The organism is Dielma fastidiosa (assembly GCF_003475485.1).
GTDB classification, from domain to species: domain Bacteria; phylum Bacillota_I; class Bacilli_A; order Erysipelotrichales; family Erysipelotrichaceae; genus Dielma; species Dielma fastidiosa.
The window spans coordinates 522,626-539,897 of the sequence record NZ_QRQL01000001.1 but is presented as its reverse complement, the minus strand read 5'-3'; the positions used below and the strand labels follow the sequence as shown (position 1 = coordinate 539,897).

Sequence of the window (17,272 nt, the reverse complement as noted above, 5' to 3'; positions counted from 1 at the left end):
TTTATTTTCCTCCCATTAAACGATTTACCGCCGAGAATAAGGCGATTACACTGGCGGCGATAATATCATCATGAATACCGGCGCCCCAGTACATCAATCCTTTTTCATCATGGATTCCCACATAAGCAACCGCCTGTGAGGTTGATCCCTTTGTCAGCGCGTGTTCTTTATAAAGCAGATCCTTATAATTAATATTTAAGGATGAAGTAATCGCATTGCTTACTGCATCAAGACGTCCGTTGCCGCGGCCGACGATATCTCTTTTTTCACCATTCATTTCAATCGTTAAAGTAACCATCACTTCATTAGTTCTGACAAAATGATAATCCAGCATATGAATCGGCATCGTTTTGTTAAAGTATTCCTGTTTGAAGATTTCAAGAATTTCATCACTCTTTAACTCCTGATGGCGATGATCAGAAATACCCTTCATCAGATAACCGATATCCTCACGCATTTCCTTTGGCGTATCATAACCGTATTTTTGTTCCAGCAGATAACCGATACCGCCTTTGCCTGACTGTGAGTTAATGCGGATAACACCGCCGTCATACTGTCTTCCAACATCCTGCGGATCTACCGGCAGATAAGGCACGGTCCAAGTATTCAGCTGTTTCTCTTCACGCCATTTCATACCCTTGGCAATCGCATCCTGATGACTGCCGGAGAATGCCGCAAACACTAATTCACCGGAATATGGCGAACGTTCATATACATGCATACGGGTTACTCGCTCGTATACTTCAATGATTTCAGGAATATTAGTAAAATCAAGATTTGGTTCTACACCCTGAGAATACATATTCATTGCCAAGGTGATGATATCTACATTACCCGTACGCTCACCATTGCCAAACAATGTACCCTCAATGCGGTCAGCTCCGGCCAGCAAGCCCATTTCACTGTCTGCAACACCACAGCCGCGGTCATTGTGCGGATGCAGGGATACAATAATATTTTCCCGCTCATGGAGATGATCACACATATATTCAATCTGATTGGCATACACATGCGGCATACTGACCTGAACCGTTACCGGCAGATTGATAATTACTTTATTCTCAGGTGTAGGCTTTAAGACATCAATGACAGCATTGCAGATATCAGCCGCAAAATCCATTTCCGTCTGGGTAAAGCTTTCCGGTGAATATTCAAATTGATAATTACCTTTCGTTTCATCAGCAATGGACTTAATCAGCTTAGCGCCGTCTACTGCAATCTGGATGATTTCTTCCTTGCTTTTTTTGAACACCTGCTCACGCTGGGCAACAGAAGTAGAATTATACAGGTGAACGATCGCTTTTTTAGCACCCTTCAAGGCATCAAATGTCTTACGGATAATATGCTCTCTGGCCTGTGTCAGCACCTGAATTGTCACATCATCAGGAATCAGATTCTGATCAATCAGCGCCCTTAAAAATTCATACTCAGTTTCACTGGCTGCCGGAAAGCCTACTTCAATTTCCTTAAAACCGACTTTTACCAGCATTTTAAAGAATTCGAGCTTTTCTTCAAGGCTCATCGGTATAATCAAACTTTGATTGCCGTCTCGTAAATCAACGCTGCACCAAATCGGCGCATGATCGATGTAATCCTTTTTAATCCAGCGCATCGGTGCGTTTTCTACATTAAAATATGTACGCTGATATTTATTCGCATGTTTCATTTTTATGTCCCTCCCAATAAAAAAAGCCCAGTCTTATCAAAAAGACGGAGCTTAACACCGCGGTACCACTTTTCTTGATATCAAATTGATATCCTCTCAGCCAGTTTCAAACAAAACTGTTCTTCAATAACGGGAAGTCCCGACTTCCTTACTCGTTGCCTTTCAGGTTGCAGCTAACGGGCGAGAGCTGGATGTACATGGTACTGCTTCACATCAGCCAGCAGCTTTCTGTATCCGTTTTCCATCAGCATTTCCCGATCATCGCTTTTTATTTGATACTAAGAGAATACCCTTGTTTCATGAAAATGTCAAGACTATTTACAGCTTATTTCATAAATTTACAATAAATGAAATCAATACTCCTTGATGACTCTGATCCAGCAAGTAGTTTTCTTTGGCGGATCATTTTCTTCCACCATAGTTTTCTTTTCATAAGTGACAGATTTAGGTGACCCTGATTCATGGATGGCCTTGTTTAAAGAACGCTGCCCTGAGTTATTGCTTACATCTATGCCGCATTGCCAATCAATATTGCCATTATCATACATATCAGCTTCATGAATACAGTCATACTCATCACTGTCACTTTGGACATTGGTAAAATTAGCTTCGGATTGTGAAATATTAGCTTCAATTTCATCATCCATTTGCTGCATCTGTGTCTTTTTCACTGGCGTTGACTGACGTTTTGTGCATGTATCATAATTTGAGCAATCTTTACAGAATTCATCTTCACTGACCATCTCATCATAAGGATCATCAAAACTTGCACAGAGTGAGTCATCAAATAGATCATAAGGACTTTGATCATCCTCTTTCCAGACATGCTGATCCCCGTATTCCTTGATTCTTTCCTTTACTTTATCGAAAGTATCTTCCTCATGATCAATTAAATCATAAGGACTGCGGTCTTGTTCATGCCATACGGCGGTTTCATTTTGATCATCATTGACTGAATCCATCGTAGCTTCTTCACCGTCTGCTTCCATCAAATCATAAGGACTGATGTCTTCTTCGCGCCACACCGGCTTTGTCTGAATGGATGGATCTTTTACTTCTTCATCAAGAAATGGCTTAAATTCTTCTTCAAAGTTTAGCTGATCATTATCCAGATCCACATAAATTTTATCCATAACATTCTCCTTTCTTCTACCCATACTATGTAGAAGTAGGCATTTGGTTCATCCTCACTTCATTCTTATTAAGAAATATTTGCTGGCGTAATGGGTCTGATAAGAAAAAAATGATATAATTAATTTATAGAAGAAACATAAATGATATGCGCATGGAAATAAAGCAGCTTTAAGATTGATAGGTTTGAATAATTAAAAATTGGAGGGCTTTTTATGAGTAAAGAAAAGAAAAAAAATAACCATGTGAACCGTACGCTGGCAATTATCATTATTGCTTCATTTTGTCTGCTTATTTTAGCATTTGGTATGAGTCATCCACGAAAGCGTGAAATTCCGGTACTAGAAGATGGCGGCAGTATCTTTATGTCCTATGACGGCCCGGTTTTTCCTTTGACAAGCAGTGAGGCAGTGCCGGGGATTGAAGTAGTTCGTGAAATTGAATTTGATTTGTCTGATTATGACGTTTCATACGGTTATCAAGGTCTGCGGCAAAGTAAGATTCATGATCGTTATGTTTTGATGAATACCACAACGGAAGATAAAACGTTTACAGCACTCTATCCATATGTTTCTTCGTTTGATTCTAAGCTAAATCCAATCATTACAGTGAATGGTAATGAAGCAGAAACAAGGCTGCATAGTGGTATGTATAGCGGTGATTTCAGTGGTGCAGGAAGTAATACAGAAAGCTTGAATCTAAACGAAATATCCTCATGGGTGGGTTATCAAGCACTGCTTGCTGATGATGCCTATATAGAAGCAGCCTTCAGTGACTATCCAACACTGGATGAACCGGTATATGTTTATGAATTTAGTGAGATTAGCGATGGCGGCTCGGATGCCGCTGCTCCAACATTAAGCATAGAATTTTCAATGGATTATAATCAAACAGCAGTTTTTACTTATGGTTTTAATGGTGGCAGGTTTGAGCCTGAAAATAATTACTCACAGCGCAGTTTCTTCATTCCTGCCAAGGATGACTATGATTATGGAATATTAAGAATGTTGATTGTAATGGGTGATGATATTGCAGCTTATGATATACAGGGCTATCAAAATGGCGGCTGTAAACCCGGCGAGGAAATTGAAGGAGCAGAAGCTGTCATCAGACGTTTTGAAACAACACTAGGTGATATACTGAAAACGATTACCACTGCTCATTATGAACAAAGTATCAGGACTATGGCTGTTGATGAAGTGGCCCCCTTGATAGCTGGTGGAATTAGTGAAGAAATGTTTTATGGTGAATTATGTCGTGTGTTTAAGCAATATAGTATCATTGGCAATGATACAAAAGAAAGGTATCAGACTGGCATGGTAGAGGATTTGCTTAGTGATGTTGAGTTTTATAAACGCATTCTGTATGAGGCTTTTGAAATAACTATTCCAGCGGGTGAGAGTATTAGCGTTGAAGTGGAATTTAAGAAAAGTGGAAGCTTTGATTTTGGCGGTACAGGCGGCAGGAATTTCGGTGTTACCGGTTATGATTTCGTCACTCAGCTAGGCTCGGTTTTGGATTTTCAAAAACAGTCAGTGTTGGTTAATCATAATCATAATGTCGAAATTGTCAAAGAAAATCTCGGCATAGATGCTAATCAAAATCATGCCGAGCTTGATTTAAATGTTGAACACTATTATCTTGAAGTGCGATCAACTGACAAATAGTTTTTATGGAAAATACTGGCATTTCACCAAGCCTTGACATTTGTGAATGGCTATCTTAAAATAAGAATATCATTTCTAAAGGAGGTGCAGGGCAAGTGATGATTCGTATGATAGAGAGTACAAAACATAACCAACAGTTAGCGCATGATGCTTTTTGTCGTACGATAACATTCACTGTTTTTCTTGAAAATAGGGACGAGTGCGTCAATTTTTAGGGAAAACTTAAGTAAAAAGCCTTGCATCAATATTATTTTATAATTTTGAATGTCCCACTTTTTGCTGGGGCTTTTTCTTTTCCCGCGTTTAAAATGGAAAGGAAATTTTATTATGACAATACAATTAAATCATGTCACAAAGACATATACTCAGGACATTGTTCTGGATGATATCACATTGAAAATAACTGATGGTGAACACATAGCCATTGTTGGTGAAAACGGCTGCGGCAAATCCACGTTATTAAAGGTAATCGCTGGCTTGGAAACGATTCAGGAAGGGGAAGTGCTGATTACTAAGAATACCAGAGTTGCTTATCTGAATCAGATGTTTGATGCTTATGAAGGAAATGTTTTAAGCTATCTCATGGAAGCTCATGAGGACATTATTAAGCTTCAGCTGCAGCTGCAGGACTTAGAAGCACAGATGGCAAAAGCTGACGGTCATGAGCTTGAAAAAATATTAGATAAATATGGCAGGCTTCAGGCACGTTTTGAAAGCATGGATGGATATCAGGTAATGGTAACAGTGGAGCAAATTGCCTGTGGCTTGCAGATCGAGCATTTGCTTCAAAGTGATTATCAGGTGTTAAGCGGCGGCGAGAAAACACGGGTGAATCTTGCTAAACAATTGCTGATGAAGCCAGATGTATTGCTTTTAGATGAACCGACGAATCATCTTGATTTTGTTGGCATACGCTGGCTGGAAAACTATATTTTGAATCTAAAAGAAACGGTGATCATCGTATCTCATGACCGGACATTTTTGAATCATACGGTAAAGAAAATCTATGAGATTACTTATGGTGAATTATCGATGTATATCGGTGATTATGATGCCTATCGCAGACAAAAACAGGAACGGTATTTATTATGGCAGCAGGATTATGAGGAACAGCAGAAGCAGATTAAAAAGCTGCAGGATGCAATCCGGCGTTTCCGTCAATGGGGACATGAGGGCGATAATGAGAAGTTTTTTAAAAAAGCTAAAATGTTAGAAAAAAGATTGGCGAATATTGAGCGCATTAAGCGTCCGCAGATATTGACACGGCGTTTTGATGTATCGGTGAAGGAAAAAGAAAGTTATTCGAAGAAAGTATTAACGATTCATCAGCTTTCGAAGGCCTATGGTGAGAAGCAATTATTTGATCAGGCAGATGCTGATGTCTATTGGCAGGATCGGATCGCTGTCTGTGCTGAGAATGGGCAGGGGAAAAGCACACTGATAAAAATGATTATGGGTGAGGAGAATGCTGACAGCGGTGAAATCAGCCTTGCGTCATCTGTACAGATTGGTTATTTGCCGCAAATGATTCTTTTCCCCAAAGAAGAGGAAAGAATTCTGGCTTATGCACAGTTCATGTTAAGTTTAAATGAAGAAGATACACGAAGATATCTGACGCGTTTTGGCTTTGATCAGGCGGACATGTATAAACGCTTGAAGGTGCTCAGCGGCGGTGAGCGAACCAGATTAAAGCTGGCACTGATATTAAAGCAGGAAGTAAATCTGATTATTTTTGATGAGCCGACAAATCATCTTGATTTCACAAGCATTGAAATCATTGAACAGACTTTACAGGAATATACGGGAACCTTATTAGTGGTATCACATGATCGTTATTTCATTCAGACACTCTGTGAAAAGGTTTGGCTGATTAAGGCAGGGAAAATAAAAGAATATCTGAATGATAATTGGCTTGATGATTAATTTAGAAAATTAGTGGTAATTGTACAGTCGTTTTTATCACTTCACCATAGAATAGTGCAGGAGGTGAAGGTAATGACTAAAATTCTTGTTTATGATCAAGATAAGAATCTGATGTACAACTTTAATAAAAATGAAGATGATCCGATGCCTTATTCTTATGGCCGAACTTTGTTAGTCCGTGAATTCCGCGGTTCTTCAAGAGCGAATGTATTATGGACGACAACAAGAGCGATGGAAGCATGGAATGATACCCGCCGAACTTATGGCTCTGGGATTCCAGTCGGTTATGCTTTTAAGCGCATTTGGGAGGGCGGTCACGGTCAGCAAAGTCAGCATTATGCCGGTGTATCTTTTGATGTCGGTCAGCGGCTGACTGCGGCTCAGCGGCGTCAGATTCATCAGATTGCTACTAATCTGGGAGTATGGGGTTATGTTGAACCTTTATCAATGACACCAACTTGGGTGCATATGGACCGCCGTTACATTGGCGCGGCCTGCGGCGGTACTGCTGGCTTTCCAACCTTAAGAAGCGGTAATTCTTCAACCTATGTTTTAGTGCTTCAGGATGCGCTGAACGCGTTAGGCTACGGTACTTCTTATTTGGACGGTATCTTTGGCCCGGCAACCAGAAGCGCATTGGTCACATATCAGCGTAATAATGGTTTAAGTGCTGACGGCATCTGCGGATGTGCGACTTGGCGTAAAATTGTTGCCATGGTTGTTGGTATTGGCAGAACGCCATCCGTTATAGATTACTAAGCAGGAAGCAATTCCTGCTTTACATATGTGATGTAAAAGAAGCTGGTTTATTCTCAAGCTGAACATGAAGAAATGAAATTAATTGCTGACCAGCTGCATGAATTTCCATAATCATAATAATAATTTTGAATTGATTGATGTCAGGGTCATAAAGGACTAGTATTAAAATAAAGATATTAGTATTCGTTTTATTACTTTCAGCTTTTATTCGTGAAAGAAAGGGGCGAAATAAATGCTTAAAAAACAACTTAAGATAATGACCTGTCTGACTTTGCTGCTGTGTGGGTGCAGCGCGGATACCAATGATTTTGAACCAGTGACCAAGCTTGGTGATTTAGCTAAGATTGCGAAACAAGAAAGGGTAATTGTTACTGAGGAAAAAGTCAACCCCCAGTCTGTAACAACGCAAAAGGTGACAGAATTACCAATTTTTGAGGTTGAAAGTCTGTATAATGTAGGATGGAATCTGATGGGGCTTGATCTGTCTGAATTTGATTTATCCGAGAATAAAAATCTGATTTATTCATCCTTTGACACTTTTACTGTCTGGCCTGATAAGCTGCCGGAAACTTTTGATCCAATTCAAATTATGGAACAGGGTAAAAATCCAGGCTTAGGCATTCGCGCCCTTCATGAACAGGGAATTACCGGCAAGGGTGTGAGTATTGCCATTATCGATCAATCCTTGGATGTGAATCATGAGGAATATGCTGATCAGCTGATGCTTTATGAAAAAATAAATGTTTATGGTGATGGTATTTCAATGCATGGTCCGGCGGTTGCCAGCTTGGCAGTAGGTAAAAGCATTGGTGTCGCACCCGATGCAAAGCTGTATTTTATAGCCTGTGATTTTATTGATTACGATGTAAAAACAGATGAAGCCACGATTAATTTTAATTACTTGGCATCTGCGATTGAACGAGTGATTGAAATCAATGAGGTGCTGCCAAAGAATGATAAAATCCGTGTGATTTCAATATCCAGAGGCTATGGACTTGGTAAAGATGCTGAATTAGGTTCTGATGAATTATATGCCGTCATTGAAAAAGCTAAATCGGCGGGTATTTTTGTAATTACTGTAACACCAAGTGTAAATTACAGCTTTGATATTAATTTTTTAGGCCGTAAGCTAAATACAGATTCGGATCAATTAAATTCGTATACCTTACCTCTGATATGTCAGACAATTCCAGAAGCGATTTGTATTAGAGATGAAACCGTAAATCCAATGATATATGCACCTATGGATGGACGTACATTGGCTGGTGATGGCGGTGAAAATTCATATACATATCTTTCAACCGGCGGTGCGAGCTGGACAGTGCCATGGCTGGCAGGCATGTATGCTTTATGTGTTCAGGCGGATCCTGATATGAATCCGGATAAATTCATCAGGAAAATAAATGAAACCGGTGATATCTTAACCTTGGATACCGGCGAAAAAATTAAAACCGTAATCAATCCACAGCGGCTGATAGAAGCAATTCAGGCTGATAAAAAGTAAAACTAAATGGATCAGGATTCCTTTTCGTAACTTGAAAGGGAATCCTTTTTCTAGTGCTGATGGGTTGGTCTAATTGATTAAAAAATGCTATACTAATTACTGAATGTTAGGGGTGAATATATGATTAAACGATTTATACAATATTATAAGCCGCACAAACGGCTGTTTATTCTGGATATGATTGCAGCTTTTTTTATTTCCATTTGTGATCTGTCCTATCCAATCATAACCAGAGGGATTCTGAATGATTACATACCTAATCAGCAGCTTCGCTCTGTTGTAGTAGCTGCTATATTGCTGCTTGCCATCTATTTACTGAAATGTCTGCTTGCTTATTTTGTACAATATTACGGACATTTAGTTGGTGTATATATGCAGGCGGATATGCGGCGTGATGTATTTAATCATCTTCAAAAGCTGCCGTTTTCTTATTATGATGAACATGAAACCGGTACGATTATGTCACGGATGATCAACGATTTAATGGATATATCTGAGCTTGCGCATCATGGGCCTGAGAATCTGTTTATTTCATCAATTATGATGATTGGTGCTTTTATTTACTTATGCACAATCAATGTGCAGCTGACGGTAATCATTTTTATCTTTATTCCAATTTTAATTTATTTTGCGATTAAAATGCGTGCTAAAATGACGGAAGCTTTTACGGAGGCGCGTGTTAAAATCGGTGAGGTAAACGCTAATCTGGAAAATTCAATTTCCGGTATCCGTGTTTCCAAGGCTTTTACCAACGCGGAATATGAAGAAGAAAAATTTCAGGCTGGTAATAATGCCTTTAAACGGGCCCGTGAAAAATCATATAAAGCGATGGCGCAATTTCACAGCGGTACCGGCCTGATCGTCGATCTGCTGAATGTCGTAGTGATTTTGGCAGGCGGTATTTATACTTATTTTGGTGTGATTGAAGTTGCGGATTTTGTGGCGTATATGCTGTTTATCAATATGTTTGTATCACCGATTCGCAAGCTGATTGATTTTGTGGAGCAGCTGCAGTCAGGTGCGACAGGGTTCAGCCGTTTCTGCGAGCTGATGGATCAGGAACCTGAACAGGAAAGCAAAGATGCCCGCAATCTTGAACGTGTTGAAGGTCACATTCGTTTTGATAATGTAAACTTTACCTATTCTGACGGCAAGGAAGTGCTTCATGATATTAATTTAGATATTCCGGCTGGCAAGACAGTCGCCCTCGTTGGTCCAAGCGGCGGCGGCAAAACTACGATCTGTCATTTAGTTCCGCGTTTTTATCAGCTTGAAACGGGCACAATCAGTATTGACGGCATCAATATTGAAAATATCTCGTATGAAAGCCTGCGTAAGAATATCGGTATTGTTCAGCAGGATGTATTCTTGTTTACAGGTACTATCCGTGAAAATATCGCTTACGGCCGTCTTGATGCCAGTGAAGAGGAAATCATTCAAGCGGCTAAACGGGCAAATATTCATGACTATGTGATGCAGCTGGAACATGGCTATGATACCCAAATCGGTGAACGCGGTGTTAAACTGTCCGGCGGTCAGAAGCAGCGCTTGTCAATCGCCCGTGTATTTTTAAAGAATCCGGCTATTTTGATTCTTGATGAAGCTACCAGTGCTTTGGATAATGCGACAGAAATACTGATTCAGGATGCTTTGGATGAATTATGCAAGGGAAGAACGACTTTAGTTGTTGCCCATCGTCTGTCGACCATTAAAAATGCCGATGAAATTGTGGTAATAACCGATCACGGCATCGAAGAGCGCGGCACTCATGAAGAATTGCTTGAGAATAATAAGCTTTATACAATGCTTTATAATTCTCAGTTTAAAACAAATTAGTGACACTTTGTTCAGAGTTGTTGCAACTGTTCATAAATCGCTTATACTTAAAAGAAAGAGGTGTTATTTATGAATGAAACAGAAGATCTGAGAAATTTATTGGCAAGAGCTAAAGAAGATGGTCAGGAATTTTATGTGAGCTCACTAGAAAATATGATTGAAGTTTTGATGGAAAAGGTAGACCGCCTGACTTTAGAAAATCAGGAATTAAAACGCGGTGAATTAGCTTTGGATGAATATCATCTGCGTTTCTTTGAAGAGGCTTATCTGCCTGATCCGGATAATTTTAGTGAAGAAAAGATTACGAGCTATTTGTTAGTTCATGATGAACATTACCGGATTGCTTTTGAAGAGCTTCTGGTATACGGGTATTTAAGAAAACCGGCGAAAGACAGCTTGATAAGACTTTATACAGTGCCAAATGAGAAGAAGATGAAGCTGTTGTCTGCCCTTAAGAAAAGACTGCCTAAAAGTGAATAAAAGGGCTGTAAAATAAATTAGAATGACGTATAATATTAACGGATAAAAAGGAGATATTTATGGCAAAAATTAAGAATGCATGGGAAAAGTATGATGATGCCGCGATGCAGGCGTGCTTTTCTTTTAATGAAGAGTATAAGAAGTTTATCAGCAGCTGCAAGAGCGAACGTGAATGTGTAAGCGAAAGTGTGCGGCTCGCAGAAGCAAAAGGCTATCGTGATTTGGAAGAGGTTATCAAGACTAACGGTAAGTTGTCAGCCGGGGATAAGGTTTATGCGGTAAATATGGATAAGGCGCTGGCTTTATTCCACATTGGCAGTGAACCATTAGAAGCGGGTATGAAAATTTTAGGCGCTCATATCGATTCACCGCGTATTGACCTGAAGCAAAATCCGGTATATGAAGATAATGAATTAGTTTTATTTGATACGCATTATTATGGCGGTGTTAAGAAATACCAATGGGTAACGCTGCCTTTGGCAATGCATGGGGTCGTAGTGAAGAAAGACGGCACTAAAATCAATGTTGTCATCGGTGAGGATGATTGTGATCCAGTTGTTGGTATTTCTGATTTATTAGTTCACCTTTCAGCTGATCAGCTGCAGAAGACAGGTGCTAAGGTTGTAGAAGGCGAAGATTTGAACGTATTGGTTGGCAGTATTCCAGCGAAGGATGCGGAAAAGGAAAAATCAAAGGCAGCAATTCTGAATTTGCTGAAAGAGAAATATAATATCGAAGAAGAGGATTTTGTTTCTGCGGAGATTGAAGTAGTGCCAGCCGGTAAAGCAAGAGATTACGGCTTGGATCGCTCGATGGTTATGGGCTATGGTCATGATGATCGGGTATGTGCATATACATCCTTGATGGCTCAGCTGGAAATTGAAGAAACAGATCGAACTTGTGTTTGTCTCTTAGTGGATAAAGAGGAAGTCGGCAGCATCGGCGCAACGGGTATGCAGTCACGTTTCTTTGAAAATACGGTAGCGGAATTGATGAATTGCATGGAGGCTTATACAGAATTAAAGGTTCGCCGTGCATTGAAAAATTCAGTCATGCTTTCTTCAGATGTAAGTGCTGCTTATGACCCGAATTATCCAAGTGTTAACGAAATGAAGAATACTGCGTTCTTCGGTCATGGCTTATGCTTTAATAAGTATACAGGTTCACGCGGAAAAGGCGGCTGTAATGATGCCAATCCGGAATTTATTGCTAAACTGCGTGATATCATGGACAGCAATGAGGTAACCTTCCAAACTTCTGAGCTTGGCCGTGTGGATCAAGGCGGCGGCGGAACGATCGCTTATATTACTGCACAGTACAATATGGAAGTTATTGACAGCGGTATCGCGGTTCAGAACATGCATGCACCTTGGGAAGTTGTATCGAAGGCAGATGTTTATGAGGCCTATAAGGGTTATTTGGCATTCTTAAAAAACGCGTAATATAAATAATGAGATGGCTGAAGCTGTCTCATTTTATTTGCAAAGCGCTATAATGAGAATTAAAATAAAAATAGTTAAAGGAGGACAATCAGATGGCATTTACAGTAAATATTTATTATACAGGTAAAAATGGAAGTGCAAGAAAATTTGCCCAGGCGATGATTGACAGCGGTATCGTAGAGGATATTCGTGCGGAAAGCGGCAATCTGCGCTATGATTATTTCTTCCCTATGGAGGATGAGGAAACGGTGCTCTTAATTGACAGCTGGCAGGATCAGCATGCGCTTGATCTGCATCATGCTTCACCAATGATGGAACAGATTACGCAGTTAAGAGATAAATATGACCTGCATATGAAGGTAGAACGCTATATTTCAGATGCGAGTGGGGATGCTGCTTTGAATGATTCGTTTATCAGAGAATAAAATGCTGACTGACATGAGGAGTGTATGGCATAGACAGCAGCCAGTTTAAGCTTGCCTTGATATTGTTTGTTTAAGCGGCTATGATATAAGGTAATAAAAGCAAGGAGAGGGATATAGTGAAGGATTATAAAATAATGATTGTCGATGATGAAAGGGATATATTGGATTTACTTGCAAGGGCATTAAATATCGAAGGTTTTAAAAATATCATAAAAATAGATAATGGTATCTCAGCAATCGCAAGCTGTCAGGAACAGCAGCCGGATATAATCATTTTGGATGTAATGCTGCCCGATATGGATGGCTATGAGGTTTGTAAACAAATCCGACAATTTTCACATTGTCCCATTCTATTCCTTTCTTCTAAAAATGATGAACTTGATAAAATATTAGGTTTAGCGGTAGGCGGTGATGATTATGTCACTAAACCATTCAGTCCCAAAGAAGTCGCATATCGTATAAAAGCACAGCTGCGCCGTATGGGCTATACTGAACAGGCATCAAAACCGCATTGGCTGCAAATAGGAAGCCTGATCATCGATGGTGAAGGGTGCCAGGTAACTAAAAATAATCAGCCTGTTGAATTAACGGCAAGAGAATTTGAAATTTTGTATTATTTGGCACAAAACAAAGGACGTGTTATCAGCCGTGAACGATTATATGAGGCAATCTGGAGTGAAGACAGTTTTGGCTGTGATAATACGATCATGGTGCACATCAGCCATTTGCGTGAAAAGATTGAAGATGATCCTAATGATCCCCAATACATTCTCACGATGAAGGGCTTAGGATATAAGCTGGTAGAACCCCATGAAAAAGCGAAGTAAAAATATCGTATTGAGAATCAGTGCTGTCATATCCATTCTTATTCTGCTGCTGACCGGGGCGCTCATGGGTATGGTTTATTATATTTTTTATATTCCAGAACCAGAAGGACTTAGTTTAGCATCATGGCCAAGTATTTTTACGGATAACTTTGCGGTATGGCTTGATTGTGAAGATGGAAAGCTTAATGTTGAGGCAAAAGGGCTGACCCGATTAGATGAATATGGGTTATGGATTCAAATTGTTGATGAAGACGGCCATGAGGTGTTTTCACACAATAAGCCTGAAGATTATCCTAATGCCTACTCGCCATCAGAACTGATTTCATTCACCAAAGATAATTATGATGAAAACTATACGCTTTTTGTCAGCAGTTTTGAAGATAAGGGAAATCGTTGGAATTACATTATTGGCTTTCCCTATGCGATTGGAAAATATATGCTTTATTACAATGGAGAAAATCTTGGACGGCTTTCTCCCATCGTCAAGACCGCTATGCTGGCAGCTTTACTGGGGCTGATCTTTTTGGTTATTGCGGCATGTTTTTGGCTGTCACATCAGCTGTCGAAAATATCTGCTGGCATTAAACAGCTCTCATTGCGTACTTATGAGCCGATAAAAGAGAAGGGTACTTTTGGTGAGGTTTATAAGGCATTAAACAAAATGGATGATGAAATTAAGCATGCGGATCAGTTAGAGGCAGAGAGTGAACAAGCACGCAGAGAATGGATAGCCAATATCACTCATGATATGAAAACGCCGCTGTCACCGATTAAAGGGTATGCGGAAATATTATCTCAGGGAACGCTGAATGATGAAGCACTGATACAGGAATATGCGTCAATTATTTTAAAGAATGTGAATCATACAGAAAAACTGATTAGCGATTTGAAGCTGACCTATCAGTTAGAGTCAGGTGCTTTGCCATTTAACCCACAAGAAGTTTCTATCATTCACAGTTTGCGGGATTGTATTATTGATATAATCAATGATCCTCAATTCAGTGAAAATGATATAGAATTTGTCAGCAGTCAGCCGGAAATATACGCGCAAATTGATGAGGCATTGTTTCGCAGAGCGATACAGAACATAATTATTAATGCCTTTATGCACAATCCGCCTAAAACTAAGGTAGCAGTAACGGTTACCGAGAATGATTGTGAAAAAATAGTGATATCTATCCGTGATAATGGCACGGGCATGGATGAGGAAGCATTAGCCAAGCTTTTCAGCCGTTATTACAGAGGAACGAATACTGAACAAAAGGCAGAAGGCAGCGGTTTAGGTTTAGCGATTGCTAAACAGATAATTCAACTGCACGGCGGTGAAATTAATGTGATGAGTCAGCTTAATGAAGGGACAGAATTCATCCTCTTGATTCCCAAATTCACAGCTTAAGGTAAACTTAAGGAAGGCAAAAGGTTAATTTAAGATAGGCAATTTATGCTATTAGCATAGGTTGCCTATTTTTTATACCAAGGGAGGTTTTTAAGATGCAGCTTGAATTGCAGAATTTAACAAAACAATATGGAGCTAAATGTGCAGTTGATGATATAAATGTTGTTTTAAGACCCGGTGTATATGGCTTGCTTGGCGCTAATGGTGCAGGTAAGACAACACTGATGCGGATGATATGCAATGTTTTGAAACCCTCAGCCGGCAGTATTTTATTAAATGGAAAGACGGCGGCAGAATTAGGAGAGAGCTATCATGCTCAATTGGGGTATATGCCGCAGGATTTTGGCTTTTATCCAGATTTTACCGGCCGGGAATTTATGTATTATATGGCAGCGGTGAAAGGGCTTAATGAAAAAGAAGCTAAATATCAAATAGAACATCTTCTGCAAATGGTTAATCTGCAGGAAGCGGCAAATAAGAAAATTAAAACATACTCCGGCGGCATGAAGCAGCGATTGGGAATTGCTCAGGCTGAATTGAATAATCCTGCTATCCTGATTTTAGATGAACCGACAGCCGGGCTTGATCCTAAAGAGCGTGTGCGTTTTCGCAATCTTATTGCCAATTTTGCTAATGAAAAAATTGTAATATTATCTACCCATATAGTTTCTGATGTTTCCTACATTGCTGATACTATTCTGATGATGAAAAACGGTAAATTTCTCTTGCAGGAGCCAATGAATACAATTACCAATTGCATGGAGGGTAAGGTGTGGGAGCTTTTAGCGGCTGAGCATGAAGTAACAGAATACAATGAATGTTTTTCAGTAGTTAATCTTCATCATGAAAATGATACTGTACGTTTGCGGATCGTCAGTGACACGGCTCCCTCAGAAAAAGCGGTTAATGTGAAACCAAGTTTAGAAGATTTGTTCTTATATTACTTTGCGGAAGAAATGCAAAATGAAGGGAGCGGTGAATTATGAAGACCTTAGTAAAATATGAATTTTTAAAAATCCTGCGCAAACCTTCTACATTGATCGTGATGGTCGTCAGCGTGCTTTTGACAGCCTTCCTTTTCGGACTGCCAATATTGCAGTATCAAACTTATAATCAAGAGGGTGTACTGCGTGGCTTGGCGGGAATTGAGTATGAAAAAGCTCTTGCGTCTGAAAATACTGTTGTGCTGAATGATGAATTTGTGCAAGATGTTGTTCAGGAAGTAACTCAGCTTTTTGCTGATCCGGATAATGTTGGCTTTGACGGCACGGAAAAATTCTTAATCGGTAATGCTTATTGGCAGGATATCGCGCCCAAGGAAAAGCTGCTGCGCTTGATTGCGACCAATTACGCCAAGCAAGGAGAGTCTGCGGGATATAATCAATTACCTGAATTGAATTTAAGTGAAACAAGCTTCTATGCGGCAAGGGCAGAAAAGATTGATGCTTTGCTGAATGCTTCATCCCGCAATCTCTCTGATGCGCAAAAGCAGTATTGGCAGAACTTAAATCAGCATGTTGCGGTGCCGTTTAATTATGGATATTATGAAGGCTGGGAAGTAATCTTGACGAGCTTTGAACTTTTAATATTTGCCATCCTCTCAATTTGCATCGGAATCGCTCCTGTGTTTTCCAATGAATATCAGATGGGAACCGATGCCCTCATCTTATCCGCAAAATATGGAAAAACAAAATGTGTCAGCGCTAAAATAATCGCCGCATTTCTATTTGCCATTATAGCGTTTACTCTGCATATCATCGTTGCTTTTGGCTTGCCGCTTGCCTTTTTCGGATTCGATGGCTGGCAGCTGCCCTTGCAGATATTGGGAACAACCATTCCCTATCCTTTCACCTTGCTGCAGATGTGTCTGATCAATACTGGTGTTCTTTATCTTGTATTGATAGCCATGGCTGGCTTAACATTACTGTTATCCGCTAAGCTGAAAACTCCTTATATAGTATTGGCAATATTAGTGCCTGTTTTATTTATTCCAATGTTTTTGACACCTACGGGAACTCAGGGAATATATAACCAGCTTCTATTCTTGCTGCCATACCGTGCGATGATGCCTGAATTTGGCAAATATATTTCATATCAGATTGGCGGCTTGGTATTTGATGTTCTTTCTGTAAGGATGATAGTTTATCCGATTATAACGATTGTTTTTGTGATATCAGCATGCCATGCTTTCAAAAAGCATCAGGTTTCTGCTTAGA

The 17,272-nt window shown here is 39.8% G+C and carries 14 protein-coding genes and 1 other annotated feature; of the genes, 12 read left to right on the top strand and 2 right to left on the bottom strand.

Going from position 1 to position 17,272, the window contains the following annotated elements:
- Position 1: 1 nt before the first annotated feature.
- Positions 2-1,666, bottom strand: a complete 1,665-nt coding sequence (locus tag DWZ33_RS02800) for a 2-isopropylmalate synthase (RefSeq protein ID WP_118453707.1) — start codon at positions 1,664-1,666, stop codon at positions 2-4.
- Between the two features lie 37 nt (positions 1,667-1,703).
- Positions 1,704-1,937 (bottom strand) — a binding site (T-box leader).
- An 82-nt stretch (positions 1,938-2,019) separates the two neighbouring features.
- Entirely contained in the window at positions 2,020-2,799 is a 780-nt protein-coding gene (locus DWZ33_RS02795; protein ID WP_118453706.1) for a hypothetical protein, read from the bottom strand.
- Between the two features lie 213 nt (positions 2,800-3,012).
- Between DWZ33_RS02795 and DWZ33_RS02790 the strand changes: the two genes are divergently transcribed.
- From DWZ33_RS02790 to DWZ33_RS02735, 12 genes are all read left to right on the top strand, one after another.
- The gene (locus DWZ33_RS02790) at positions 3,013-4,464 is read left to right on the top strand and encodes a hypothetical protein (protein WP_118453705.1); all 1,452 of its coding nucleotides are present in this window, start codon (positions 3,013-3,015) and stop codon (positions 4,462-4,464) included.
- Between the two features lie 327 nt (positions 4,465-4,791).
- Positions 4,792-6,387 carry a ribosomal protection-like ABC-F family protein gene (gene abc-f / locus DWZ33_RS02785; RefSeq protein WP_182425480.1) on the top strand — a complete coding sequence of 532 codons (1,596 nt, stop codon included), beginning with the start codon at positions 4,792-4,794 and terminating at the stop codon, positions 6,385-6,387.
- Positions 6,388-6,459: 72 nt separating this feature from the next.
- Positions 6,460-7,146: a peptidoglycan-binding domain-containing protein gene (locus DWZ33_RS02780; protein WP_022937418.1), complete on the top strand. Its 687-nt coding sequence runs from the start codon at positions 6,460-6,462 to the stop codon at positions 7,144-7,146.
- A gap of 232 nt (positions 7,147-7,378) precedes the next feature.
- Positions 7,379-8,650 carry a S8/S53 family peptidase gene (locus DWZ33_RS02775; RefSeq protein WP_118453703.1) on the top strand — a complete coding sequence of 424 codons (1,272 nt, stop codon included), beginning with the start codon at positions 7,379-7,381 and terminating at the stop codon, positions 8,648-8,650.
- 120 nt (positions 8,651-8,770) lie between these two features.
- On the top strand, positions 8,771-10,486 hold the full coding sequence (locus DWZ33_RS02770; RefSeq protein ID WP_118453702.1) for an ABC transporter ATP-binding protein: 1,716 nt from the start codon (positions 8,771-8,773) through the stop codon (positions 10,484-10,486).
- Between the two features lie 69 nt (positions 10,487-10,555).
- Positions 10,556-10,966, top strand: coding sequence for a hypothetical protein (locus DWZ33_RS02765; RefSeq protein WP_022937421.1), 411 nt, complete (start codon positions 10,556-10,558; stop codon positions 10,964-10,966).
- A gap of 59 nt (positions 10,967-11,025) precedes the next feature.
- Entirely contained in the window at positions 11,026-12,408 is a 1,383-nt protein-coding gene (locus tag DWZ33_RS02760) for an aminopeptidase (RefSeq protein ID WP_118453701.1), read from the top strand.
- 92 nt (positions 12,409-12,500) lie between these two features.
- Complete coding sequence (locus DWZ33_RS02755; RefSeq protein WP_118453700.1) at positions 12,501-12,833, top strand: putative quinol monooxygenase; 333 nt, start codon at positions 12,501-12,503, stop codon at positions 12,831-12,833.
- A 116-nt stretch (positions 12,834-12,949) separates the two neighbouring features.
- Positions 12,950-13,660 carry a response regulator transcription factor gene (locus DWZ33_RS02750; RefSeq protein ID WP_118453699.1) on the top strand — a complete coding sequence of 237 codons (711 nt, stop codon included), beginning with the start codon at positions 12,950-12,952 and terminating at the stop codon, positions 13,658-13,660.
- Complete coding sequence (locus tag DWZ33_RS02745; RefSeq protein ID WP_118453698.1) at positions 13,644-15,056, top strand: sensor histidine kinase; 1,413 nt, start codon at positions 13,644-13,646, stop codon at positions 15,054-15,056. Before DWZ33_RS02750 ends, DWZ33_RS02745 begins: the two co-directional genes overlap by 17 nt.
- Positions 15,057-15,151: 95 nt before the next feature.
- Entirely contained in the window at positions 15,152-16,042 is an 891-nt protein-coding gene (locus DWZ33_RS02740) for an ABC transporter ATP-binding protein (protein WP_118453697.1), read from the top strand.
- A complete protein-coding gene (locus DWZ33_RS02735) occupies positions 16,039-17,271 on the top strand; it encodes an ABC transporter permease subunit (protein ID WP_118453696.1) in 1,233 nt (410 codons plus the stop codon). Before DWZ33_RS02740 ends, DWZ33_RS02735 begins: the two co-directional genes overlap by 4 nt.
- The last annotated feature ends 1 nt before the right edge of the window (position 17,272 follow it).

Excerpts from the sequence above, each read along its gene's own strand:
- DWZ33_RS02800 (WP_118453707.1), bottom strand. The coding sequence starts at position 1,666 with ATGAAACATGCGAATAAATATCAGCGTACATATTTTAATGTAGAAAAC.
- DWZ33_RS02795 (WP_118453706.1), bottom strand. The coding sequence starts at position 2,799 with ATGGATAAAATTTATGTGGATCTGGATAATGATCAGCTAAACTTTGAA.
- DWZ33_RS02790 (WP_118453705.1), top strand. The coding sequence starts at position 3,013 with ATGAGTAAAGAAAAGAAAAAAAATAACCATGTGAACCGTACGCTGGCA.
- abc-f (WP_182425480.1), top strand. The coding sequence starts at position 4,792 with ATGACAATACAATTAAATCATGTCACAAAGACATATACTCAGGACATT.
- DWZ33_RS02780 (WP_022937418.1), top strand. The coding sequence starts at position 6,460 with ATGACTAAAATTCTTGTTTATGATCAAGATAAGAATCTGATGTACAAC.
- DWZ33_RS02775 (WP_118453703.1), top strand. The coding sequence starts at position 7,379 with ATGCTTAAAAAACAACTTAAGATAATGACCTGTCTGACTTTGCTGCTG.
- DWZ33_RS02770 (WP_118453702.1), top strand. The coding sequence starts at position 8,771 with ATGATTAAACGATTTATACAATATTATAAGCCGCACAAACGGCTGTTT.
- DWZ33_RS02765 (WP_022937421.1), top strand. The coding sequence starts at position 10,556 with ATGAATGAAACAGAAGATCTGAGAAATTTATTGGCAAGAGCTAAAGAA.
- DWZ33_RS02760 (WP_118453701.1), top strand. The coding sequence starts at position 11,026 with ATGGCAAAAATTAAGAATGCATGGGAAAAGTATGATGATGCCGCGATG.
- DWZ33_RS02755 (WP_118453700.1), top strand. The coding sequence starts at position 12,501 with ATGGCATTTACAGTAAATATTTATTATACAGGTAAAAATGGAAGTGCA.
- DWZ33_RS02745 (WP_118453698.1), top strand. The coding sequence starts at position 13,644 with ATGAAAAAGCGAAGTAAAAATATCGTATTGAGAATCAGTGCTGTCATA.
- DWZ33_RS02740 (WP_118453697.1), top strand. The coding sequence starts at position 15,152 with ATGCAGCTTGAATTGCAGAATTTAACAAAACAATATGGAGCTAAATGT.
- DWZ33_RS02735 (WP_118453696.1), top strand. The coding sequence starts at position 16,039 with ATGAAGACCTTAGTAAAATATGAATTTTTAAAAATCCTGCGCAAACCT.